Source organism: Larkinella sp., assembly GCF_965227735.1.
Taxonomy (GTDB): Bacteria; Bacteroidota; Bacteroidia; order Cytophagales; family Spirosomataceae; genus Larkinella.
Window position 1 is genome coordinate 989,543 of sequence record NZ_OZ245776.1, and the last position, 24,885, is coordinate 1,014,427.

Sequence of the window (24,885 nt, forward strand, 5' to 3'; positions counted from 1 at the left end):
GTTTTGCGATCTAAATGTATACTTATTTTGTTATTTAAGCGTACCCTAATTCATGCGATGATTTGAACCCGAACGGCTTTTTTCAGGAGCCGGTTTTCACGGTTTCATGATGGGGCTGACACGTCTTTACGTTTCTATTAAAACAACAACAGATACCATGAAAAAGCGCATTGAACTTGAGTTAACGGCAAACGAAGCGCAGATGCTGGCCTTTCTGCTGCACACGGTCACCGACCAGTTCCACGCCAGCAGGGTCCTTCGAGAACGGGCCAAAATCAGTCTCAAGGATTTACGAACTGCCGAAACGGTACGGAGAAAGCTGACGCACTGAATAAAAAACGGTTGGAAGCCTGTGCCTGACGTTGGAAAAAGCGAAATCGCATTTTACCCGGAAACCACCAAAATCGATACCTTTGCGGGTATGAATCATCGTTTGATTGCCCTTTTTCTTCTATTAACGACTCCGCTTTTTGCGCAGGAGCCATCGGCCAGCCGCATCACCCGGCACATCGAAAAACTGGCTTCCGACCAAATGAAAGGCCGCGGAACGGGCAGCCGCGAAAATGCCAAAGCCGCGGCCTACATCGCCCGGCACTTCCGGAAATACGGCCTGAAACCGCTGGGAGAAGACGGTTTTTACCAACCTTTTACGGCCAAAGTCCGGCGCGTGGTGGTGCCCGACAGCCTTCGCAAAGCCGCCAACGTGATCGGATTTCTGGACAACGGCGCGGAGCATACCATCGTGATCGGCGCGCATTATGACCACCTGGGCCTGGGCGATCAGGGCAGTTCGCTGGACGCCAACCCGCAGGGACAGATTCACAACGGCGCCGACGACAATGCGTCGGGCGTGGCCGGTTTGCTGGAACTTGCGCAGTATTACGCGAAGAATTCAGTGAAAGAGCCATACAATTTTCTGTTCATGGCCTTCGGTGCGGAGGAGTTGGGGTTGCAGGGCTCCCGCCATTTCCTAAACCACCCCACCCTGCCGCTGGATCGAATGAACTTCATGATTTGCATGGACATGATTGGCCGGTATAACCCGGAACGCGGCATCGGCATCGGGGGCTACGGAACCGCCGACGCCTGGCCGACGGTTTTCAAAGACGTTACTGCCGGGATAAAATTCTTCACCGACCGGGCCGGCAACGGCGGTTCCGACAATGCGGCTTTTTACGCCAAAAAAATTCCTGTGCTGTTTTTCCACACTGGTGGTCATCCGGATTACCACAAACCGGGCGACGATCCCGAGAAAATCGACGCCAAAGCTGAAGAGGAAATTCTGAAGCTGGAGATCAAGCTGATCGACAACGCGATGACGCGGCCCAAGATGACGTTCACCCCGGTTCAGTAAGCCACCTGGCAAACGATTCTGTTCTGGCAGAGTATGGCCCGAAGCAAAGCGACTTTCTACTGTAAATACGCTATTGACAGCGTTGCCCCACGTAGAAAGACTTCCGGCATGACCTTCCTCCAACCAATTCGGTATACGGTTTTCCTTTTTTGCTTTCTTTTTATTCATCTGACCGGAAGAAGCCAGGAAAAACCGCAGCCCCCCAAAACGATTGCAGCGCTTCAACGGGCGATTGAAAACGTGCTGAAAGAAACCGGAACCCCGGCGGTTGGGGTGGCTTTGGTGAACGGAGACAGTACGGTTTGGGTGACCGGTTTGGGAAAAGCCAATCTGGAGAAAAACACGAAAGCTACCGCTACGACGCTGTTCCGCATTGGTTCGGTGTCGAAAATGTTTGTTTCGCTGGCGATTCTGAAGCTCCAGGAAGAAGGCCGGATTCGTCTGAAAGACAAGGTCCGGGACTTGGCACCCGAAATCGCTTACGTTAACCCCTGGGAAAAAACCGCTCCGATTCTGGTGGAGCATCTGCTGGAACACACCACGGGCTGGGACGATATGCACATGGCGGATTACGCCCTCAACGATCCAACCCTTACGCTGAAACAGGGACTCGATTTTCTGCCCGGCACCCGGACATCCCGCTGGATGCCCGGTACCCGAATGGCCTACAGCAATTCGGGTCCGCCGGTGGCCGCCTACATCATCGAAAAGCTGACGGGCCAGCGTTTTGAAGACTACATCCAGACTCACTTTTTTCAACCGCTGGGCATGACAACCGCGACGTATTTTGCGTCGGCGCTTTACCGGCAACGGGGAGCCACCCTCTACGTGAATAACGATCCCCAGCCGTATTGGAACATCAGCGTTCGTCCGTCGGGGGCCATTAATGCGTCACCGCTGGATATGGCCCGGATGCTCCGTTTTTTTGTCAACCGGGGTCGGGTTGATGGTCGGCAACTCGTGGGTGAAGCCTCCCTGAAACGCATGGAAACCCCCACCACCACCACCGGCGCCCGGGCGGGTCTGGACTACGGATACGGTTTGGCCAACTATTCGACTCCGTATCAGCAGTTTGTGTACCGCTCCCACTCAGGCGGGGTCAACGGCGGCCTGGCGGATTTTGCATATCTGCCGACACACCGGGTGGGCTATGCCATTATGATCAATGCCGCGAATGGAAATGCCCTGGCCCGGATTGGGAACCTGATCCGGAGTTTTCAGACCGCCCCTTTCCAGACCGACTCGACCCGCAAAAAACCGGTGGACCAACAACTCGATGATGCGATTTCGGGTTATTATGTTCCGATCAATCCGCGGGTGCAAAAGATGTATTTTCAACAGCGGATTGTGGATATAAAGCGCCTTTGGCGGAACGGAAATTTTCTTTTTAGCCGAAACCTGTTCGGGGGTGGTTTAGAAACCCACGTCGCCGTGACCGACCGGCAGTATGCCTCGCCCGAAACCGGAAAAATCAGTGTTGTGCAGGTACAGGACCCGCTGGCGGGGGAAGTCGTTCACATGGGAAGTCTGGCTCTGATGCGGATTTCACCGGTTCTAGCCTATGGTCAATACCTGCTCAGTATTCTCTGGATCCTGTATCTGCTGGGTTCGGTGATTTTCGGCAGCGTCTGGTTGATCCGACACGGACGGGCCAGACAGGGCCGTAAGGAGACGCGCAGCGTTATTCTGTGGCCTTTTCTGACGAGTCTTCTTTTTGTGGTGACCTCGGTTCTGGGCATCATCGGCGGACAGGATCCAATGGAACGGCTGGGAAAGATGGGATTTCTATCGGTTTCCGCGCTGATATTGTCCATTCTTTTTGCCCTGGCGGCCGTCTGGTCCGTCATCAGGCTGATTCAGAAACGGAAAGCTAACGTGAGCAGAATCCTATACTGGCACATGGTCGTGCTGTCGGTTCTGCATGTCATGGCCACCGGTTATTTAACGTGGTTTGGAGCCATTGGCGTACCAAGCTGGCAGTAACGCACATCCGTCGGCCGGGCAGAACGAACCACCAGAAATCCGTTCGATACCTTTCCCCGTTTTGGATACAACATCAAGAGATCTGGCTACTTTTTCGGAGCTGAACTGCCGCACCTTTGCAGCGTCAATAGTTGACTCCGATCAAACACGAGAACTTATGAGCAGTATTCAAAAAACGAAATTAGGCAGTCAGGGGCTGGTCGTCCCCAAAATTGGCCTGGGGTGCATGGGCATGACGCAGATTGCGGGCATGGATATTTACGGAAAAGCCGACGAAGCCGAAGCCATTGCCACCATCCACCGCTCGCTCGAACTGGGCGGCAATTTTCTGGACACGGCGGACTTGTACGGCCCGCTCGCCAACGAGCGACTCGTGGCCAAAGCCATCCGGGAAAACCGGGATCAGTATGTGATTGCCACCAAGTTTGGCTACGAGATCGACGACAACGAGCAACTGACCTGGCGGATCAACGGCCAGCGGAGCTATGTCAAAAAAGCCGTCGAGCGTTCGCTAAAAAACCTGGGAACCGACTACATCGACCTCTATTACCTCCACCGCCTGGACCCCAACACGCCGATTGAAGAAACCGTGGGGGCCATGTCCGAACTGGTTCAGGAAGGAAAAATCGGGTACATCGGGCTGTCGGAAGTGGGTTCGGAAACCATTCGGAAGGCGCACAGCGTTCATCCCCTGACGGCGGTTCAGACCGAGTATTCCCTGTTTGAACGCAGTGTGGAGGAAGACGGTATTCTGGCAACGATTCAGGAACTGGGCATCGGTTTTGTGGCCTATTCGCCGTTAGGACGCGGATTTCTGTCCGGCGACATTCAGACACCGGATGATTTTCCTGCCAACGATTTCCGCCGGAGCATTCCCCGGTTTCAGGGGGAGCAGTTTTACAAAAACATTGAGCTGGTGAACGAGATCAGGAAACTGGCCGCTGAAAAAGACATTACGCCCTCGCAACTGGCCATTGCCTGGGTGATTGCCAAAGGTTTTCTGCCGATTCCGGGGACCAAACGCGTGAAATATGTGGAGCAGAACATGGCTTCGGCCAACCTAACGTTAAGTACCCGGGAATTGGATCGCCTGGAAGCCATTGTTCCGTTGGGTACCTCGACCGGCGACCGCTATGATGCCACCGGAATGGCGATGGTTAGTTTATAAAAAATAGGATTGCAACCCGGAAAAGCCATCAGTAGAGCGGCTTTTCCGGGTTTTTAAAATCGAAATCGGCATGAAAAAGAACGACCATTCTCCCTATTTTATCCATTCAATCGCTGAATTACACCGGATCTTGGCGTTACCCAAACCGGAACATCCGCTGGTGAGCGTAATTAATTTCGAAGAAATAACCTGCTACACGGATGAAAGCATGAGAAGCCTTATTTACAATTTTTACTCGATCTGCATCAAGAAAGGGTTCAAAGGAAAATTAAAGTATGGTCAGAACTACTATGATTTCGACGAAGGCATCATGACTTTCTTTTCACCGGGGCAAGTAATTTCCACGGATATCACGGATGAGCTGGCGCTTTCGGGTTGGTGGCTGGTTGTCCATTCCGATTACATCCGGAATTATCAGTTGGCAAAATCAATCCGTAATTACGGATTTTTTTCGTATGCCGCGAATGAAGCTCTGCATCTTTCCGAAAAAGAAGAAGCAATGGCCGCTACCATTATGAAGAATATTGAACAGGAATATCGTTCGAATATTGACTCCTACAGTCAGGATGTTATTGTGTCGCACATCGAATTATTGCTCAATTATTCAAACCGGTTCTACAACCGGCAGTTCATCACCCGCAAGGCTGCCAACAATGATTTGCTGATCAAGCTGGAAACACTGCTGGCAGATTATTTTTCCGGCGGGAAAGTGCAGGAACTGGGCCTGCCGACGGTGCACTACATTTCGGAACAACTCGCCATTTCGCCGAACTATTTAAGCGACCTGCTGCGCAACCTGACGGGCCAAAGCACCCAGCAACACATCCATAATAAACTGATCGAAAAAGCGCAGGAAATCCTGACGACCACTTCCCTCTCCGTAAGCGAAATTGCGTATCAACTCGGTTTTGAATACCCGCAGTCGTTTAGCAAACTGTTCAAGAATAAAACGAATCTCTCTCCGCTCGAATTCCGGCATACATTCAACTAGGTTTCCGAAGTAATAGAAATACATTGCCGGAGCGGATCATAATCGAAGCCGATTACGATCTGCACTTTATTTGTTCTTTCTGCCCCTACATTGTGTCTTGTAACAAGTCAATTTAAAATTGTTTTTACAAGCAATAAAACTATATACAAAACACTATTATCAGACAAAAATATCCATTTCTACAATCGGAATAAGTATACCGTTTGATAACTTAACCCGCATTACCCTTTTAAATAATGCAGTTCCTGGTCATGCGGTCACGCCATTTAGCCCGCCGGATGAAGCTTTTGGGTGTAGGCCGATAATTCACTTCCTCTCCTGATAAAGAATCAATGTACCATCCTATAAATAAATTCTATATTTGTAGTAGCATATGACGCAGAAACAGAACTTGTTCCGTTTGAAAAGCCTGTTTAGTCGTTATATACCTTCCAACCCCTTTTATATCACTTCTTACTTAAATTTTTCTCGCGTTATGAAGCAAACCTTTACCGCTATTAAATCACTGTATTCGTGTTTTTTGGGAATATTCCTGCTGATTTCCTTCCTGGAAACCACGGTAGTATCTGCACAATCCATTGGTGTAGAGCCTGAGAGCTTTCAGGTTGATAAATCAAGAAAGCTCATCGTCTGCAATCGAATTCCGACCATTCCACCCGGACAACCGGCACGTCCGAAAATCATCTTCGATAAGGAATATACCTTTTCAGAAGCGACTGCGACTTTTGAAAAGGGGAAGGCCTACAAGATTAACAACAACGGAGCCATCTTTACCCTGTTCTTTACTAGCCTGCCGATCCTGAATGTTAAAACCGTTAACAGTAAAGCTATTAACGAAAAGGAAGACGATGTCCGGACGCCGGGAACGATTACCCTTTCTACCGCGGATAAGCCGCTGGTGACGTCTTACATGGGCATTCGGGTGCGGGGTAATTTCTCGAGAGGTTATCCGAAGAAAGGGTATAATATGGAGTTGTGGAACGATATAAAAGGGGATGAAAGCCGGGATGTTAGTCTGGACGGTTTGCGCGAAGACAGTGACTATTATCTCCTGGCCATGTACGGCGAATCCATGCGACTTCAGAATGCAACGGCGCATTCGCTCTGGCTAAAAACGCATACACTGCCGTATATCGCGAAAGAGCCGGAAGCCATTGGCGGAATCCGATACCGGTATACCGACGTATTCATCAACGGTTCTTATAATGGAGTTTATTTGCTGACCGAAAAAGAAGACCGGAAGCAATTAAAACTTAAGAAAATCACCGATGGTGGCGAAGTTCGGGGCGAACTCTACAAGACCAACCCGGGAAGCGCGACGAAATATACCGGCCCGTTGCCCGGCTACGATCCCAATGCAGGGCTGAGCTGGGGTGGGTTTGAAATCGATTATCCGAAACAGTCATTCTGGTTTAACCTCTATGACTTTGTGAACTTTATCGTCAATTCATCCAACCAGAACTTTAAAGCCGGTATTTTCAATCGGGTGGAAATTACCAGTCTGATCGACAATTTCGTCTTCATTAACGCCATCCGCGCTGCGGATAACATGTCGAACAATCAGGTACTGGCGAAATACAAAGAAGGTGAAAAATACTTTTATCTTCCGTGGGATTTGGATGCTTCGTTTGGGTATGATTTTACGGGAAACAAAGAATACCATACGAACGATGTCATGACCAACGGGCTCTATAACCGGCTCCTGTCGCAGGACCCCGATGGGTTTAAATCCAAACTCCGGAAACGCTGGTTTGAGCTGAGGGGCACCATTTACAGCCTGGAAAGTATCAAACAGGAATTGCGGAATAACTATAACCTGCTTCAGAATGAAGGCGCCTACGCCCGCGAAACCCTGCGGTGGCCCGACCGACTGGCATTAGCCGACTTCTCCTATATCGACCCCTGGCTCGAAAAACGCCTGGCTTTTCTGGACAAATATTTCGGAGCTTTTCCAGCCGACGCACCCGCGCCCTTCGTGGTCACATTGACGTCGTTTACGGGCGTCATCGACGGAGCGCAGAAAAAACTGGACTGGGCCACCAGCAAAGAGCAAAATTCCCGCCGGTTTGAAGTGGAATTCAGCACCAACGGCAATTCCTACAGCAAAGTGGGTGAAGTGGCAGCAGCCGGTACCAGCGACGGCCCCCAAACCTACAGTTTCACCCATTCGAATACCGCTTCACCGGCATATTACCGCCTGAAAATGATCAGTACGAGCGAAACTTCGCAGTACAGTAGCGTTGTCCAGATTACGGCACCAGGCGGTTGCACGCCACCGGAGGCTCCCTCCGTTAGTGCCAGTTCCACGACGGCGACATCCGGCCAAAGTGTACAATTGACGGCTACCGGGTGTGCGTATACGGTGGCCTGGAGTACCAACCAAACCGGATCGCCGATCACCGTGAACCCCGCCATAACGACCAGTTATACCGCCAAATGCCGGAAAGAAACCGGTTGCGAAAGCGGTTCCTCTGCCGCCGTTACGGTTACTATTAATAATCCAACCACTGTAACCGGCAATTTTGAAGGGTACCTCGATAAGGTCGAATGCGGAACGATACGGGGCTGGGTCTGGGATCGGAACAAACCGAACACCCCGCTGACGGTCGAGTTTCTGGAAGGCAACACCTCCCTGGGAACGGCCCTGGCCGATATTTACCGCGAGGACATCAAAGCCGCCGGTAAAGGCGACGGTCGGCACGTCTACAGCTTTCCGACGCCCGAGTCCTTGAAAGACAACCGGACCCACACCATTTCGGCGCGCGTGCTGGGCAGCACCTACACGCTGAAACAGGCACCCAAAGTGCTCGGTCCCTGCACCCCCGGCGCCCGCCTGAGCGCTTCGTCCGACGAAGAATCCGGCATCAGCATTTCCATCGCGCCGAATCCGACAAGTGGCGAATTTGAGGTGAGCTTCCACACCGCCACCTGGCAGCAGTCGACGGTATCGGTTGTCGATTTACTGGGTCGCAACTGGTTTACAAGCACGCTGGAAGGCAGTGGAATTCAGAAGCAGAAAGTACGGTTAGCCGGTGCCACCGGGCTGTATATGGTTCAGGTTCAACAGGGGAAGGATGTTCGCACGAAAAGTCTGGTTCTGCAGAAATAAGCGGTTTTAATCCATGCATTGAGGGCCTGTCAGGAGTTGTTCCGGGCAGGCCCTCGGTGTGTGTAAATCTGCGTAGTTTTAAAATTGCCCCCGAAACCGAATAAACTCAGGCATTTTTAGCCAAATTGCGGTTCAAAAACCCACACAGTCGGCAGGTATGCCACCAGCGTAAGCCGTCACCCTTGCACGACTGTTCATTCCCTGATTGGTATGTTTAAAACAATTCCCTTTCTGGCTTTCCTCTTCTCCCCGTATCTCGTCCAGGCGCAGCAACCTTTGCACATTTTGGCGATCAAAACGCCCAAAGAATTACACAGTTTTTTCCGGTGGACCGGCAAAGACCGGCCGATCATCAGCGGGCACCGGGGCGGCATGGTGAAAGGATTTCCGGAAAATTCGATGGCGACGTTCGAGAACACGCTGAAACACACCCCGGCTTTTTTCGAGATCGATCCGCGTCTGACCAAAGACAGCGTCATTGTGCTGATGCACGACGCAACGCTGGAACGAACCACCACCGGAACCGGGAAAGTGGGCGATTATATCTGGGCCGAACTGAAAAAATTGCGTCTGAAAGATGCGGAGGGCAACGTGACTGAACACCGCATTCCGACGCTGGCCGAAGCCATCGACTGGGCGCGGGGAAAAACGATTCTGAATCTGGACAAAAAAGATGTACCGTTTCGGATGATTGCCGCGCTCATCAAAGAACACAAAGCCGACGCCTTCGTGATGCTCACCGTTCACACCGCCGACGAAGCCTTGTATTACTACAAAGGAAACAAAAACCAGATGTTTTCGGCCTTTGTGAAAACGCCCCAGGCGATGAAGGACTACGAAAAAGCTGGGATTCCGTTTTCTCAGCTGATCGCCTACATTGGCCCGGATGTCAAACCCGAAAACCAGGAAATGTACCGTTTGCTGAACGCAAAAGGTGTCATGTGCATGATTTCGGCGGCTCCCACCTACGACAAACTCAAAACGCCGGACGAGCGGGCAGCCGCTTACCGGGCGGTTTTCAACGACGGCGCCAGTATTCTCGAATCCGACCTGCCCATCGAAACCGCCGATGCCATTCAGCCGTTGGTTCCCGCCAAAAGTGCGAAGAGCATTTATTTTAAAAAAGCTGTGGTCAGTGACCGGTTCTGATAGCAGCAATGCCGGGACCTGATTAAAGAACCGGCTTTCGGCAGAACCGGATCAGGGTTTATCGCTTCGCAACGGTTTGCCGCGTCAACCCCGCCAGCAGCAGCATGGCCACGGCACAGATTGCCAGACCGCCGGATTCGCGGGCCAGTTCGACGTTGAGCGTTTTCATGCCCATTTCGTCCAATAAAAACCCTTCAAATTGCGGGGGCCACCAGTAAATGGCCGAAACCAGGTAGATGGCACCGGCCGCCAGATAAAACCACGGACGACCGGCGGTTCCGAACGCCATAAAACTGGCAATGGCGGCAAATCCATAAATGGGAACCCACACCTGTGGGTCGGGGTCGTTGTATTGAAAAGCCGCAAAGAGGGTGAACAATAAGCCGAACGTGATGGCAAGAATCTTCCGCATGGATTTAGAGTTTAAGAATTGTAAAGAAACGTCTTTTATTGACAGTATTCCGTTAGATACGCCTGGGCTTCGGAATAGCCCAGTTGTTTGGCCTGTTTCAGACTCAGACATCCATTTTCGCGCTGGTTCATCATGACCTGAGTCACGCCGAGGGCGTTGAACGCTTTGCCAAATTTAGCGTCCAGTTGCACGGTTTTCGTAAAATCGTTCAGGGCTTCGGGGTATTCTTCCTGCTGAAACCGGATGTTTCCCCGGTTGAAGTACGCCAGTGAATTTTTCGCATCCCGCTGGATGGCCTGGTTGAAGTCCGACAAAGCCGAGACCAGATTCCCGCTGTTGGCAAACAGTTGACCCCGGTCGAGGTAAATGTCGGAGGAATCGGGTGCCCGGCGGATGGCTTCGGCGTAATCTTTCAATGCCGAATCGGTTTCGCCCCGGGCGGTTTTCAGCTTCGCCCGGTTGTAATACGGTTTATAAAAATCCGGTTTTAACTGAATGGCCTGTTCATAATCCAGCAGGGCGTTTTCGTAGTCCTTCAACTCAAAATAGGCGACGCCCCGGCTGTTGAACGCTTCATAATTGTCCGCATCCGCATCAATCGCCTGATTCAGGGGCTGAATGGCTTCGCGAAATTTGCCCTGCTGCATCAAGGCCCGGGCCTCCGTCAGTTTGCCTTCCGACGACGTGCAGGATTGCAGGATGAGCAGGCAATAAACAACAAGGCCCATTCCGAGCGATCTGCTGCTGTTTCTTAGGATTTTGTCGATACGGTAACGGCCTTTTAGGGTATTTAAAACGGTCTTTCTCATAGGATCAGCGTAAAATTGCTACAAAAGTAGCCAGCGGCTTTTATTTTCCTGCATAAATTACTAATTTTGCACCCGGCAAACAGGCACTACCAGCTCCTGCTGAATCCCCCAGGTCTTGACAGAAGCAAGGGTAGGCGGTCGTAGCGGTGAGATGTCGGTTTGCCTTTTTTTGTTTTCCAGCATTCTGACCGCGGCCCAATCGCTTCAGAACCTGATTCGCTCAACGGAAAATCAAAAATCCGATCGTCTGATTGAACGATTATCTTTGTTGTTGAACGCATTCTAATCACTCATATCATCTCTTTTCTTTCAGTGTAGACTCTATGAAATTTTTCATCGATACCGCCAATTTAAACGATATTCGCGAAGCGCAGGATCTGGGCATTTTAGACGGTGTGACCACCAACCCGTCTCTGATGGCAAAGGAAGGCATCACCGGCAAAAACAGCGTCATGCAGCATTACAAAGCCATTTGTGACATTGTCGATGGCGATGTAAGCGCCGAAGTGATCGCGACTACGTTTAACGAAATGATTGCCGAAGGCGAAGAACTGGCCGAAATCGATGATAAAATTGTCGTGAAAGTACCGATGATCAAGGAAGGCATCAAGGCCATCAATTATTTCACGGAAAAGGGCATCAAAACCAACTGTACGCTGATTTTCTCGGCGGGGCAGGCTCTACTGGCGGCCAAGGCGGGTGCCACGTATGTGTCTCCCTTCGTTGGTCGTTTGGATGACATTTCGGTCGATGGGGTTGCGCTGATCGAGCAAATTGCCCTGATTTACCGCAATTATGGCTACGGCACGCAGATTCTGGCGGCTTCCGTTCGGCACCCGATGCACATCATCCAGTGTGCCGAAGTGGGCGCCGATGTCATGACCGGGCCGCTGAGCGTCATCAACGCCCTCTTCAGCCACCCCCTCACCGACATCGGCCTGGCCAAGTTTTTAGCCGACCACAAGAAAGCTTCCACTAAATAAGTTAAGAGTGATGAGTTAAGAATGAAGACGAGGCCGCCCGTGCGGTTGGCTGTCCCTGCGGTAAAATGCATCAGCGGATTCTTAACTCATCACTCCTAACTGATCACTCTTAACTGCTAGTTATGTTCTCTACCGAACCCGTTCTGTCTCTGAATCAGGCTGATATCTACCAGGGAGGTCGGATTGTCCTGGCTGATGTGACGTTTGACGTCAACAAAGGGGATTTTGTGTTTTTAATTGGCCGAACGGGTAGCGGCAAAAGCTCGCTGCTCAAAACGCTGTATGCTGATTTGTGGCTGCAAGCGGGCACTGGTCGCGTGGCCGGTTTTGGCCTCGAAAAACTGAAACCGAAGGATGTGCCGTATCTGCGCCGGAAAATTGGCATCGTCTTTCAGGACTTTCAGCTTTTCATGGATCGCAACATCGAGGAAAACCTGCGGTTCGTGCTCAAAGCCACCGGCTGGACGGACCAGACCAAAATGAAAAGCCGCATTTCCGAGGTGCTCATGCAGGTGGGTCTGGGAACTCTGCAGAAAAAAATGCCCCACCAGCTATCGGGCGGGGAACAGCAACGCGTGGTGGTAGCCCGCGCCATGCTCAATGAACCCATGATTCTGATTGCTGATGAACCCACCGGAAACCTCGACCCGGCGGTTGGCGAACAAATCATGAATGTTTTCCAAACCATCAACAATTCCGGCACCGCCATCCTGATGGCCACCCACAACTACGACTTCCTCCGCAAGTATCCCGCCCGGGTGCTGCGCGTTGAGGATGGGAAGGTCATTGAGCAGGGGCTTTGATTTGAATTTAAAATGTAAAATGACGAATGCTAAATGTAAAAGTTAAAAAGCACCAGCTTAATACGTTTACATTTAGCATTCGTCATTTTACATTTTAGATTAGTTATTTATCCTCTTCTCATTTCGGTTTCAAATACACAAACGGAATAATCATTTCTTCCAGCGAAACTCCGCCGTGCTGGAATGTATCCCGGTAATAATTGACGTAGTAATTGTAGTTGTTCGGATACGCGAAGAAGTAATCTTCCAGCGTGAAGACGTAGGCCGTGGAGACGTGAATCCGGGGCAGGAAGAAGTTTTCCGGTTTGCGGCAAACGAACAGGTGGTTGTCGTCGAAACCCAGGTTTTTGCCCTGTTTGTAACGCAGGTTGGTGTTCGTATCCCGGTAGCCGACAATCTTGGCCGGCTTCTGCACCCGGATCATGCCGTGGTCGGTGGTGATAATTAACCGGCCATTCTTTTCCGAAATCTTCCGCACCAATTCCAGCAAAGGTGAGTGGCTAAACCAGGACCGCGTGATCGAGCGGTAAGCCGCTTCGTCGGGAGCCAGTTCCTTGATCATCGCCATGTCTGTCCGGGCGTGCGACAGCATATCCACGAAGTTGTAGACGATCACGTTCAGATCGTTCTGCATCAGGTTGCTAAAGTTGTCGACCAGGTGTTTGCCCTGGTTGATGTTCAGAATCTTGTGGTACGAAAACTTGATGTTCAGGCGGCTGCTATCGATCTGGCGTTTCAGAAACTGGTCTTCGTTGTTGTTCAAACCAGCTTCTTCGTTGTCGTCATTCACCCACAGGTCGGGATGTTTTTTCTCCATTTCGCTCGGCATCATCCCCGAGAAAATGGCGTTCCGGGCAAAAGCCGTAGTGGTCGGCAAAATGGAATAATAGGATGATTCTTCTTCTACCGTAAAATATTCGGATAGAATCGGCTCGATCACTTTCCACTGATCATAGCGCAGGTTGTCGATCAGCACGAAGAAAAGCGGGTTGTTCTGCTCGATCAGCGGAAACACTTTCTTGCGCATCAGTTGGTGCGACATCACCGGTTTGTCGCCTTTGGGTTCGTTCAGCCAGTCTTCGTAATTGTTCATCACGAACTTGCAAAACGTCGCATTGGCCTCACTCTTCTGCATGTTGAAGACTTCGCCCATGCTCTTATCCTGCGCTCCGTCCAATTCCAGTTCCCAGAAAATGAGCTTCTTATAAATATCGACCCAGTCGTCGAAATCCACACGGTCGTTGTATAGGTTCGATAAATTCCGGAAGTCCTGCTGGTAGCTCTGGTTCGTTTTTTCGGTTACCAGGCGTTTGTTGTCGAGGATTTTTTTAACCGACAGCAGAATCTGGTTGGGATTGAGCGGTTTGATGAGGTAATCGGCGATTTTAGCCCCGATGGCCCCTTCCATGATGTGTTCTTCCTCGCTCTTGGTAATCATCACAACCGGCAGGTTGGGCCGCATTTGCTTGATTTGCTGGAGCGTCTCCAAACCCGTCATGCCCGGCATCATTTCGTCCAGAAAAACGAGGTCGAAGTTTTCCTGATCCACTTTTTCGAGCGCGTCGGCTCCGCTGTTCACGGGTGTAATGGTATATCCTTTGTTATTCAGAAAAAGAATATGCGGTTTCAATAAGTCAATTTCGTCATCGGCCCAGAGGATGGAATAATTTTGCATGATACGGTTTTCTGTGTGGTTAGATTGAATAGTTTACTCTAGTTCAACTTGGTAACGACCGAAACTGTTCAGGTGGTTCGATTTTAACAGTCTTTAACACCCCTCCCACTGAAGTTATCGGCATCGTCCTGCGGGCAAGTTACCTTTTTCAGCTTACCTTTTCGAAAGATGATTAGTTTCCTTGCAGTTTTTGACAGATAAAGGTGTCGCGCAGGGTCTAATTTTGGAAGAAACCGGTTTTGGGAGTAACTGGCTTGCTCATCCCGTAGGGATTAAACAGCGCAGCGTCGGTAGAAAATGGGATTACGTTGGGCGCCCGCGTGCCGTAAGGTACGCGACCAACCATTCACAGAAATCCGACGGTCGCGTACCTTACGGCACGCAAAAAAAACAATCATCCTTTTGCTGCGCTGTTGAATCCCTACGGGATAAAGGGATGGTTTGGTTGCCATTTGCTACCGACGCTGCGCTGTTGAATCCCTACGGGATAAAGGGATGGTTTGGTTGCCATTTGCTACCGACGCTACGCTGTTGAATCCCTACGGGAAACCGCGTTTTCTAGTAACCTTGCTACTTTACTAACCGCTCCAGATCCTCCGGCGTATCGATCCCGTAGCTGTCCAGTTCCGTCACGACGCAGCGAATCCGGTAGCCGTTTTCGAGCCAGCGGAGTTGTTCAAGGGCTTCGGCTTTTTCAAGCAACGAGGGCGGCAACTGCGTAATTTGGCCCAGAATATCAGCCCGGTAGGCGTAAATACCGATGTGTTTGTAAAAGATATGGTGCTCCAGCCATTCCTCCGACGGCCAGCCGCGCAGGTACGGAAGCGTCTGGCGACTGAAGTACAGGGCTTCTCCCCGACTGTTCAGCACCACTTTCGGCGTACTCGGATTGAACAGCACGTCCGGATCATCGATCCGCTTCACCAGCGTGGCCAGTTCCGTCTGTCCATCCAGCACCGAAGCCAGCAGATCAATCTGCTCGGGTTTAATAAAAGGCTCATCACCCTGAATATTAATCACATAATCGAACGTTTCCCCAACGGCCCGCATCGCTTCGTAACACCGGTCGGTTCCGCTCTGGTGGTTCTCGGAGGTCATGATGACCTCTCCGCCAAACGCGCGGACCGGCCCCGCAATGGCTTCGTGGTCGGTCGCAATCACGACCCGTCTGAGTGAGGTCGCCTTTTGGGATTGCTCCATCACGCGTTGAATCATGGTTTTTCCACCAATATCCGCCAGGGCTTTGGCCGGGAAACGGCTGGAGGCATAACGAGCCGGGATAATTCCGAGGATGTTCATTCGTCGATTTTCGGTATTTTTGGCGCAAGATACGCGGAACTCGGTTTACACGGGAAAAAATGGCGTGTTGATTCTGGCCCGATCCCTATTCTGAATGACCAACGCAAACCCCAATTCGTTGCCTATCGCTTTCCAACTACGATTTTCGGACCCGGTTTGGCGACTGGTTTTTGAACAGGTCGATACGAGCCCCGGCCTGTTTGTTGCCGAATTGCGAAACCGGGACTCCCAGACACTGACCTTCGCAACCGTGGCATTACCGGATGGGAAACTCGTTTCCGAAATAAAACCCTCGCTGCCGTTTCATTCATCCCTGATTGGCCTCTGGAACGGCCAGGCACTCTACCACCGCTTCGATAACAACCGGTTACCGGTCCCGACGGCCCTGGGAAATGTGAATCTGAAAACCGGTCAGCCGCGCTGGGAATGGCCCCAACACGTTTTGACCGGAGCCGATGCCGAACAGGTTTGGGCGCAACGGGCCTCGCTGACCGACCTGGCCACCTCCCCCGTTGTGGCCTTTCGACTGGCCGATGGCGAACCGGTTGAAACCGCTGAAAATCCACCGGTTTTTAACAATTCGCGCCTGTCTTTCCCCGTTTCTTACACGACGACCAGCACCTGGTGGCCCGTTATCGACCGGTTTATAAAAAAACAGACGCAGCGGCAGCCGATTGGCCCGGTCGAGTATTTGGAAATTGGCGATAAACTTATTTTTTCGTATTATTATCGTGAAACAAACGATCAGCTACACGCATCCGTGTTGATCACCGACCGTCTACGAACGACCTGGTTGCACCAGAAAACCGGCCAGGACCCCGAAACCGCCCGGCCGCTCTCCGACTCGAACGCCCAGCCGTTGGTCGGAACCAGCTCTTTCTGCGTCTGGCAAAACCAGATCATCATTCAAACCACTTCAACTTGTCTTACAAGTTATTATTTGAAACCAATGCCATGAAGCGACTGATGCCGCTGTTACTAGCTGGCTGGCTGACCAGTATCATTACGCAAGCCCGCCCTGTTCTGCCGGATTCTCTCGGAATGGAGAAGAAAGACGGTAAACTGTATGTTCTGCACCGGATCGAACAGGGGCAAACGCTGTATTCGCTCGTTCGGAAATACAACACCACCGTTCAGGCCATCAAAGATGCCAACCCGGGCCTGGCCGATGGCGTCCGCTACGATCAGGTGGTGCGTGTTCCGGCCCGTAATTTGTCGCGGAAAGAAGAAAAAGCCGTGACAAAGGCCATCAAAAAAGAAGAAAAAGAATCGCTGAAACGCGAGGAGCGCGAAGTGAAACAGGAAACCGTTCGGGAAGCCAACAGCGGAATTCACCAGGTGGAACCGGGGCAAACCCTGTATAGCCTGGCGTCGCGCTACGGGGTTTCAATGGATGAGGTTCGTAAATGGAACAATCTTTCGTCCGACCACATCGTGAGTGGTCAGGCGCTGATTGTCTCGGAAAAGGCTTGGCGCGTTCGGGAACCGCTGGCCAAACCCGTCGCCGTTGCGCCCACCCATCGCTCCGACTCCTCGACCGAAGTTTCGCGAACGTCCCGCAATGATTCTCCCAAAACCGAGCGACCGGCGGCTCCGCCCCGTACGGTTCCAACGCCCCCCCGGGAAGAGCCCAGCCGCCCCGTCGAAAGCGAACGGCCAGCCGCCGAACCCACCAGTTCGGCCCCTTCAGAACCCCGCATCATTCGCCCCGGCGATTCCGGCCCGCTTCCGAACCCCGGTGGCAATACGCGTCGCATTGCTGAAATCGGGATGGCCGAAATCATCGAAAATTCCGGCAACTCGAACAAGTACCTGGCTTTGCACCGCTCCGCCCCCATCGGAACGCTGGTTCTGGTGCGAAACGACATGAATCAGCAGTCGATCTGGGTGAAAATTATCGGTCGCCTGCCCGACACCAGCGTCAATGACAAAGTGATCGTGAAAGTTTCGGCGCGGGCCTTCGAGAAACTTTCTCCCGCCGATCGGCGTTTTCGGGCTGAGGTCAGTTATTTAGTACCTTAAGAATGTGTATTGAAAACCGAAGCCATGGACACTTCGTTATTCGATATTTATCATTCATTATTCGCTATTCAAAGTATCCATGCTTACACCAGAACAAAAAGCCGAACGCATTGCCCGCCGGCATAAAGAACGGGAAGAGAAGATGAAGGCCACCACGGGCTACAAAGTCTGGAGTGCCGTTTTTACCCTTTCCTACCCGATCATTGCCCTGTTTACGGCCCTGTTTTCCGTTGTTGTTTCGTTTTTTTCCAAGATCTCACAAGGCGTGGTTTACGTGTTGAGTGGCGGAAAAAGTAAATAAAAGTCTGCCCATCCGAAATTTCCCGGTGCGTTCAGAAGCCATTCGAATGTTGCCCTCTGCCTTTGTGGTTCAAACCGTCCTCATGTACGATTCCGTATCCGTAAAAGAATTACTCGATCGAAAAGTCGGGCAGTATAACCAGCGTTCGTTTATCGAAAAAGATCCCGTCAGCATTCCGCACCGGTTCAGCCAACGGCAGGACATCGAAATCATGGGATTCTGGGCGGCCGTGCTGGCCTGGGGACAACGTCCGGTCATTCTCAAAAAAGCCAGCGACCTGATCGACCGCATGGACAGTGCCCCCTACGATTTTGTACGAAACCACCGGGACACCGATTTGAAGCGGTTTTTAGACTTCAAACACCGCACGTTCAACGCGACGGACACCTTGTATTTCCTGCATTTCTTTCGCCAGTTTTACCAGCACCACGAAACCCTGGAAGATGCCTTCGTTCCCGCCCCTACCCCCGAACAAGGGCCGAATGAAGTCAACCGGCACCCGGCAGGAATCTTCCTGGAAACGTTTCACAACCGGTTTTGTGACGATCCTTTTTTTCCGGACCGAACCCGCAAGCACATTGCCACGCCCTCCCGCAATTCGTCGTGCAAACGACTGAATATGTTTCTGCGCTGGATGGTTCGGCGTGACGAACAGGGCGTTGATTTCGGCTTATGGAACCGCATCCGGCCGGAGCAACTCATCATTCCCATCGACGTGCATGTGGAACGCGTGGCCCGAAAACTGGGCCTTCTGGATCGTCCTCAAACCGACTGGAAAGCCGCCGTTGCGTTAACCGAAACCCTGAAACAATTTGATCCGGCCGATCCGGTAAAATACGATTTTGCCCTGTTTGGGCTGGGTGTGGAAGGCGAAATGTAAGCCCGATTTGGGTTAGTCCAGTTTTAATCCGGGAAGGTCGATCTGGTGAATAAACCACCAGTTGTTCTCATTACCGTAACAAACCAATTTTCCTTTGTTGGTAAACAACGGTTTTCTGTTTTTCTCCCGGCCATAATGAAGGGCGAGCTGAACAATTCCCTTCCGTTGGTTTTCGTTCAGGTCAATACCTTCGATCGTCCAGCCGACAAGCAAATACTTGCCCAGATAGGCCCGGTAGGTATCAAACTTGATAATCACATGCTGATACAATTCTTCCAGCGGATTGTTGTTGATGTAGAAATGAGGAGACAGGCAGCTTTCTAACCGTTCATAATCACGCTCGAATAAACCGGTAAGCAACTCGTCGGCAATAAAAATACAGGAGTGCGTATAATCCGGACAATAATAATTGTAGTCGATGCTGTAACTGATGCCCGGCAGGCGAATGTCTTTCACTTCCCGCTTAAAAACCAAATCGGTCAGAAACGAGTAGAGTTTCCGATCGTCCGCGTTGCTGTGTGGATCCGATATGGCAATTTCAATTCCGTTGTGGGCCAGCAACAGCAGAAGCCGATCGACTTCCCGACTCACCTGACTATCCGTCAATTCATGGGATGGCCAATAAACCGGACGCCCGATGAAATCATAAATCGGTAAGGTACGGGCGGTAAGTGATAGTTGGTAGTAGAGTAAATTGTGCCTTCTTTCCTTATAGTCTACTACCGCTTTCGGTAATCGTCCTTCTCCAAACACAGCCTCGCGTTCCAGGGCCTGTTTGAGCTGACTGATTTCGTTATGCGCTTTGTATATTTCATCAGGGGAAAGCACTTCTTCGGATGCAAACACGGCGAACGACAATTTTAGGTAGTTACATAGTATGGTATTGCTCACTAAATACTATACGATGAAAAACCTCAAAAGTCACTTTTTCTCTTCCCATTTCATCAAATAATTATTTTTTATACCTGGTTACGGACCCATGCTGCAACGGCAGGCATTCCGGGGATGGTTTACAGACTGTAGCCCGCCATAACGCTAAAGCCTTTCGTATTTTCGCCGTAGGCTTTCACGCTCATTCCCACCGTAATACCGTTGTGCAACCGATAGAGCAAATTATAACGCTGATAGGAGGCTGGCTTGTAGCGAAGGGGACGGATGATGTTCCAGCCGTGGTGCGCTGCAAAAATAAAACGCCCCTGCCAGAATTCGTACCCCGCCAGAATGGTAGCCTGACGGGCATCAGTGGCTTTGCCTTTGGTCCAGGTTATAAGCTGTTCCTTGAAATACCGGTCGTCTACCAGTTCGAATCCCGCCGAGAAAGTATGATTTCGCGTCACCCGGTATCCGCCCACCACATTCACCCCAAATACCGGCAGTGCCATCTCCGGCTTTGTATCCGTTTCAGGCAACACCCGCACGGAACCCATCATCAATACCCGGCTCATCCACCGCCGGGTTAAGGGGGCCGGAACCCACAGGCGGGTGTCGGGAAAAACCGCCGGATGCAGTTGGTATTGCGCTCCCAGGGCAATGGTCGGAACATTCATGCCCTGGTTGGGCAATCGCGTGCCAGCATTGGAAATATGGTTGTAGGTAGCACCGAGCGTCAGATCCCACTGCTTCGTCAGCCGGTAGTGGCCCGTAAAACTGGCGGCAATCAAAGCACTAACGGGCATACTGAAGTGGTCATTGGTCGGATTGTCGACGGGGTCGTAAACCCGGGTCAGGTAGGTAAGCCCGGCCAGGCCCCGAACCGAAAAATACAACCGGCTGCGGTAATTGATCAGGGGTTCAAAAAACAGACCGGCGCCCATCGTGCGTCCCAGCGGATCGGGATTGCGGAACGTGATGTAGTTGATATAACCGCCCACCTGCGCAAAACACTGGCAGTTTTCCCAGGCCCGCCGACGCAAACTTACCTGACTATATGCCAGTTCAACGCCGATTGGCGTTTGCCGGGAAGCCGGAACAACTTGATTGGATTTTGAGATTCCCTGCTGCCAGGTTAAACCAAATTGCCGCTGAGCCGTTAAAGTATCTGTACTTACCTGTCCGAACGCCGACGTTATAAAAACCGGTAAAAGCACGAAGAGCCTATAAAAATGACGCATAAACCTTTGTCTTACAAATAGTTTTTTAATTGCTATTTTTCAACAAGTTACATGCCATTTTGAATCTTTTAAAAGTTATTTTATTCAAGACGATTACTTTACTATTTCGTACAATTTGTGATGGTTTTAATCCAAAAAAGGCCCTCTTTCGGGGTCTTCTCAATGGACTGAGGACCCACAAAAAATAAAAAGTGTCTATCTTCGTGTTTGCGACCTAGTACACAAAGCGTACCCGACTATCCCCAGTTGACATCTTAATCGAATCGAAAAATGCCTTTTGAAATCCACCACCAGCCTTTTGGCGCGTTTACCGAATATTCCATTCACAACATCGAAACCGGCGAATTTGTCAGCCTTCTGCCCGCCCACGGTGCCATGGTCCGACAACTGGTGCTGCGCCACCGGAGCTCTACTCAGGAATCCAAACTGGTTTCACTCATCCGGGCTCCCAAATCGCAGCAGGCGGTGCTGGCCGACGAAACCCACGCCAGCGCCCTGCTTTTCCCGTTTCCCAGTCGCATCCGGCACGGTATTTACGCTTTTGAAGGTGAAATGTTTACCCTGCCGATGAATGAAGCCCACCACGATAATGCCATTCACGGTTTTGTCTTTGGAAAAGCTTTTGAACTGTTTGGGCAGGAAATCAGCGAATCGGAAGCCTCGATGACGCTCCGCTACTTCCACGATGGCTCCTACCCCGGCTATCCCTTTCCGTTTGAATTCAGAATCCGCTACACCTTGTCATCAGCCGGTCTGACGGTGACTTACGAAGCTCAGAATACCGGCAACAGAACCGCCCCCGTCAGCTTTGGCTGGCATCCCTACTTTACCCTGAACGAAGAACCTGTCGATCAACTGACCATCGAATTGCCCGTCGCCAAACAGGTTTTGCTGGATGACCGTCTGCTGCCGGTTGGCGAAGAACTCTTCGAACAGAAAGGTGAACTGGCCCTCCGCGATCGGGTGCTGGATGCGGCCTTTATCGTTGAAGAAAATAACGGAGCGGGCGTTACGACGGTTTTGCGGTCGGCCCAACAAGGGCTGCAACTGAACGTCTGGCAGGAAACCGGCCCGAAAAAATTCAACTATCTGGTTGTGTATACCCCCGTTGGTCGCGACAACATCGCCATCGAATCGCTCACCAGCAACGTCAACGCCCTCAACAACGGCCAGGGTCTCATCGTTCTGGAACCCAACGAAGTGGCCAAAGGCACCATTCGGGTTAGCTTGAGTTAAAAAATTATGAATGATGGATGATGGATGATGAATGAAATAGGATGTTTATTCATTCATCGTTCATCATCCATCATTCATAACTCAAATTTGATTCCCTGCGCCAGCGGCAAGGTGGTTCCGTAGTTGATGGTGTTGGTTTGACGGCGCATGTAGGCTTTCCAGGAATCGGAGCCGGATTCGCGACCGCCCCCGGTTTCTTTTTCGCCCCCAAAGGCCCCGCCGATCTCGGCACCCGACGTCCCGATGTTCACGTTCGCAATGCCACAATCCGATCCGGCGACCGAAAGAAACCGTTCGGCTTCGCGCAAATTGAGCGTAAAAACCGCTGATGACAAGCCCTGTGGAACGCCGTTTTGCAATTCGATGGCTTCTTCCAATGTCCGGTATTTCAGTAAATACAAGATTGGCGCAAACGTCTCGTGCTGAACAATGTCGGTCTGCGCGGGCATCTCGGCAATGGCGGGCCGGACGTAACAGCCCGATTCGAAAGCGGGGCCTTCCAGCACTTCACCATCGATCAGCAACCGCCCCCCCTGCTCCTTAATCTGGAACAGGGCCGATTGATAAGCCGACACAGCCGCCCGGTCGATCAACGGCCCGACGTGGTTTTGCTCCTCCAGCGGATTTCCGATGCGAAGCTGTCCGTAGGCTTTTACCAGACGCTGCTTGACATCCTCATAAACCGATTCCTGAATAATCAGCCGTCGCGTGGACGTACACCGCTGACCGGCGGTTCCCACCGCCCCAAATACAATGGCCGGAATGGCGACGTTTAAGTCGGCATGTTGTGAAATAATAATGGCGTTGTTTCCGCCCAGTTCGAGCAAATACCGGCCCAGCCGCCCGGCAACGGTTTGTGCCAACGCCTTGCCCATGCGCGTGGAACCGGTGGCCGACACCAACGCAATCCGCGGGTCTTCTGCCAGCCAGGCACCCACCTCACGCCCTCCCGTTATCAGACACGAAACGCCTTCCGGAACCTCGTTTTGCTCCAGCACGTCTTTGATGATTTGCTGACAAGCCAAGGCCGTGAGGGGTGTTTTTTCCGACGGTTTCCAAATGCAGACGTTGCCACAAACCCAGGCCAGCATCGCATTCCACGACCAAACTGCCACCGGAAAATTAAAGGCGGAAATAATACCGACCACGCCCAGCGGATGCCACTGTTCATACATCCGGTGGTCGGGGCGCTCGCTGTGCATGGTTTGGCCGTAGAGCTGGCGCGACTGACCCACGGCAAAATCGCAGATGTCGATAATTTCCTGCACCTCACCCATTCCCTCCTGCAGCGATTTTCCCATTTCGTAGCTAACGAGCGTGCCGAGTTCTTTTTTGTACTGCCGGAATTGTTCACCCATCTGTCTGACAATCTCGCCCCGTTTCGGTGCCGGAACGCTCCGCCATTCCAGAAATGCCGCCCGGGCGGTTTCCACCACCTGGTCGTAATCTTCGTGCGTGGTGGGAAAAACGCGGGCCATCAATTGCCCATCGACGGGTGAATACGAATCCAGCAGGTGTTCTTCCGCTGCCGAGTGCCAAAAGGCCTGGCCGGTGCTAGTGCCCGACATCACTGGCTGTGTTTTTAGTTTTTGAAGGAATTGTTGCATGCCCGTAAATTATTCAAAAGCCATCCGTTCGACACAACCAACATTGCCCCGGCTAAGTTGGAACAAAATTATTATAAAGGAACCTGCTAATGTGATAAATATTTTTCAATCCCGACCAATTACTAATATTTCATATCCATTTCAATTTTGTTGTCTGATAATTGCTTAACTTCCGATAACAAATCTGTTTACTAACTAATAAGTGCGTATGAATAAACCAGTTACAGCTTTTTTACTATTCTTTTTAATCACCACCAGCACGATGCGTTTAGCCGCGCAATCGGTTCGTGATTCCATCCGGTTACAACCTGCTCCGTACGCCGTTGGTTTGCAGTTGGGCTCAACCGGTTTGGGAATTCAGCTCGCCAAAAACCTCCGCCCCGACGCCCGAATTGTGGGTCGTGTCGGCGTCAGTTACTTTGCTTACGACGGTGTTTTTCGGGTAAAAGCCGGGGAAGGCAAGCTAAACATCACGCCCGATCTGGTGGTGGGTATTGCGCTGGCGTCCGTCAAGTGGCACCCGTTCAAGCGGAACCAGCTATTCGTAACCGGTGGGGCAGGCTATACATGGCGACCCGATTTGACCGCCAATGTGATTGCCGAGGGGAAAGTAAAATTCGGTGGCATTGAGATTTCGGAAGAAAACGTTGGTGTGGTCAATGCCTCGCTGAAATGGAACAGCGTACTGGGCTACGCCGGTTTCGGCTACGGCCGCTCGACGCCCATCCGCCGGTTGGGTTTTGCGGTGGAATTAGGCGCATATTACCTCGGCTCACCCAAAGTCGATCTGCAGTACACCGGTTTTCTGGAAACGACTACAATCGGCGAACAAATACCGGTTATTCAGCAAAATCTAAAAAGTTATCGCTTTCTGCCCTCTCTTCAATTTTTATTGACCTACGGTTTATTCAACAGAAAATAGAGTATAGATGAAAGAAATAAGACCTGTAGCCAGGGTGTATCTATAAGCCAGGCTTCGTCTTTCTTCTCTTG

At 51.4% G+C, this 24,885-nt stretch carries 22 protein-coding genes; 15 read left to right on the forward strand and 7 right to left on the reverse strand.

Annotation, left to right across the window (positions count from 1 at the left end):
- Positions 1-157: 157 nt before the first annotated feature.
- The 7 genes from ACO064_RS03915 to ACO064_RS03945 all read left to right on the forward strand — a co-directional run bounded on the left by ACO064_RS03915 (position 158) and on the right by ACO064_RS03945 (position 9,754).
- Entirely contained in the window at positions 158-331 is a 174-nt protein-coding gene (locus ACO064_RS03915; RefSeq protein ID WP_421826101.1) for a hypothetical protein, read from the forward strand.
- 90 nt (positions 332-421) lie between these two features.
- Positions 422-1,354: a M20/M25/M40 family metallo-hydrolase gene (locus ACO064_RS03920; protein ID WP_421826102.1), complete on the forward strand. Its 933-nt coding sequence runs from the start codon at positions 422-424 to the stop codon at positions 1,352-1,354.
- 108 nt (positions 1,355-1,462) lie between these two features.
- Complete coding sequence (locus ACO064_RS03925; protein WP_421826103.1) at positions 1,463-3,337, forward strand: serine hydrolase domain-containing protein; 1,875 nt, start codon at positions 1,463-1,465, stop codon at positions 3,335-3,337.
- Between the two features lie 157 nt (positions 3,338-3,494).
- Entirely contained in the window at positions 3,495-4,505 is a 1,011-nt protein-coding gene (locus ACO064_RS03930) for an aldo/keto reductase (RefSeq protein WP_421826104.1), read from the forward strand.
- Positions 4,506-4,575: 70 nt separating this feature from the next.
- On the forward strand, positions 4,576-5,496 hold the full coding sequence (locus ACO064_RS03935; protein ID WP_421826105.1) for a helix-turn-helix domain-containing protein: 921 nt from the start codon (positions 4,576-4,578) through the stop codon (positions 5,494-5,496).
- A gap of 475 nt (positions 5,497-5,971) precedes the next feature.
- Complete coding sequence (locus ACO064_RS03940; RefSeq protein ID WP_421826106.1) at positions 5,972-8,605, forward strand: CotH kinase family protein; 2,634 nt, start codon at positions 5,972-5,974, stop codon at positions 8,603-8,605.
- Between the two features lie 210 nt (positions 8,606-8,815).
- The gene (locus tag ACO064_RS03945) at positions 8,816-9,754 is read left to right on the forward strand and encodes a glycerophosphodiester phosphodiesterase family protein (protein WP_421826107.1); all 939 of its coding nucleotides are present in this window, start codon (positions 8,816-8,818) and stop codon (positions 9,752-9,754) included.
- Positions 9,755-9,812: 58 nt separating this feature from the next.
- Here ACO064_RS03945 and ACO064_RS03950 read toward each other — a convergent pair whose 3' ends face one another.
- Both ACO064_RS03950 and ACO064_RS03955 read right to left on the reverse strand, forming a co-directional pair.
- Positions 9,813-10,166 carry a transmembrane 220 family protein gene (locus tag ACO064_RS03950; protein WP_421826108.1) on the reverse strand — a complete coding sequence of 118 codons (354 nt, stop codon included), beginning with the start codon at positions 10,164-10,166 and terminating at the stop codon, positions 9,813-9,815.
- 35 nt (positions 10,167-10,201) lie between these two features.
- Complete coding sequence (locus tag ACO064_RS03955; protein ID WP_421826109.1) at positions 10,202-10,894, reverse strand: tetratricopeptide repeat protein; 693 nt, start codon at positions 10,892-10,894, stop codon at positions 10,202-10,204.
- Positions 10,895-11,298: 404 nt separating this feature from the next.
- Here ACO064_RS03955 and fsa point away from each other — a divergent pair, with 404 nt between their 5' ends.
- Both fsa and ACO064_RS03965 read left to right on the forward strand, forming a co-directional pair.
- Positions 11,299-11,958, forward strand: coding sequence for a fructose-6-phosphate aldolase (fsa, locus tag ACO064_RS03960; protein WP_421826110.1), 660 nt, complete (start codon positions 11,299-11,301; stop codon positions 11,956-11,958).
- 122 nt (positions 11,959-12,080) lie between these two features.
- Positions 12,081-12,761 (forward strand): cell division ATP-binding protein FtsE, encoded by a 681-nt coding sequence (locus tag ACO064_RS03965; RefSeq protein ID WP_421826111.1) that lies wholly within the window; start codon positions 12,081-12,083, stop codon positions 12,759-12,761.
- A gap of 118 nt (positions 12,762-12,879) precedes the next feature.
- Here the strand turns inward: ACO064_RS03965 and ACO064_RS03970 are convergent, their stop codons facing one another.
- Together ACO064_RS03970 and kdsB are read right to left on the reverse strand one after the other, a co-directional pair.
- On the reverse strand, positions 12,880-14,436 hold the full coding sequence (locus tag ACO064_RS03970) for a bifunctional response regulator/alkaline phosphatase family protein (RefSeq protein ID WP_114407800.1): 1,557 nt from the start codon (positions 14,434-14,436) through the stop codon (positions 12,880-12,882).
- Positions 14,437-15,006: 570 nt separating this feature from the next.
- Positions 15,007-15,735 (reverse strand): 3-deoxy-manno-octulosonate cytidylyltransferase, encoded by a 729-nt coding sequence (kdsB, locus tag ACO064_RS03975; RefSeq protein WP_421826112.1) that lies wholly within the window; start codon positions 15,733-15,735, stop codon positions 15,007-15,009.
- Between the two features lie 94 nt (positions 15,736-15,829).
- Between kdsB and ACO064_RS03980 the strand changes: the two genes are divergently transcribed.
- The 4 genes from ACO064_RS03980 (at position 15,830) to ACO064_RS03995 (ending at position 18,938) form a co-directional block, all read left to right on the forward strand.
- Complete coding sequence (locus ACO064_RS03980) at positions 15,830-16,693, forward strand: hypothetical protein (RefSeq protein ID WP_421826113.1); 864 nt, start codon at positions 15,830-15,832, stop codon at positions 16,691-16,693.
- Complete coding sequence (locus tag ACO064_RS03985) at positions 16,657-17,757, forward strand: LysM peptidoglycan-binding domain-containing protein (protein WP_421826114.1); 1,101 nt, start codon at positions 16,657-16,659, stop codon at positions 17,755-17,757. Before ACO064_RS03980 ends, ACO064_RS03985 begins: the two co-directional genes overlap by 37 nt.
- Positions 17,758-17,836: 79 nt before the next feature.
- Positions 17,837-18,058 (forward strand): hypothetical protein, encoded by a 222-nt coding sequence (locus ACO064_RS03990; protein WP_421826115.1) that lies wholly within the window; start codon positions 17,837-17,839, stop codon positions 18,056-18,058.
- A gap of 82 nt (positions 18,059-18,140) precedes the next feature.
- Positions 18,141-18,938, forward strand: coding sequence for a TIGR02757 family protein (locus ACO064_RS03995; protein WP_421826116.1), 798 nt, complete (start codon positions 18,141-18,143; stop codon positions 18,936-18,938).
- A gap of 12 nt (positions 18,939-18,950) precedes the next feature.
- On the opposite strand, the gene ACO064_RS04000 is transcribed toward ACO064_RS03995, so the two are convergent.
- Positions 18,951-19,784 (reverse strand): hypothetical protein, encoded by an 834-nt coding sequence (locus ACO064_RS04000; RefSeq protein WP_421826117.1) that lies wholly within the window; start codon positions 19,782-19,784, stop codon positions 18,951-18,953.
- A gap of 164 nt (positions 19,785-19,948) precedes the next feature.
- The gene (locus tag ACO064_RS04005; protein ID WP_421826118.1) at positions 19,949-21,049 is read right to left on the reverse strand and encodes an acyloxyacyl hydrolase; all 1,101 of its coding nucleotides are present in this window, start codon (positions 21,047-21,049) and stop codon (positions 19,949-19,951) included.
- A gap of 270 nt (positions 21,050-21,319) precedes the next feature.
- On the opposite strand from ACO064_RS04005, the gene ACO064_RS04010 reads away from it, so the two are divergent.
- Entirely contained in the window at positions 21,320-22,285 is a 966-nt protein-coding gene (locus tag ACO064_RS04010; protein ID WP_421826119.1) for an aldose 1-epimerase, read from the forward strand.
- 74 nt (positions 22,286-22,359) lie between these two features.
- Here ACO064_RS04010 and ACO064_RS04015 read toward each other — a convergent pair whose 3' ends face one another.
- Positions 22,360-23,853: an aldehyde dehydrogenase family protein gene (locus ACO064_RS04015; RefSeq protein WP_421826120.1), complete on the reverse strand. Its 1,494-nt coding sequence runs from the start codon at positions 23,851-23,853 to the stop codon at positions 22,360-22,362.
- 247 nt (positions 23,854-24,100) lie between these two features.
- On the opposite strand from ACO064_RS04015, the gene ACO064_RS04020 reads away from it, so the two are divergent.
- Positions 24,101-24,814 (forward strand): hypothetical protein, encoded by a 714-nt coding sequence (locus tag ACO064_RS04020; RefSeq protein WP_421826121.1) that lies wholly within the window; start codon positions 24,101-24,103, stop codon positions 24,812-24,814.
- The last annotated feature ends 71 nt before the right edge of the window (positions 24,815-24,885 follow it).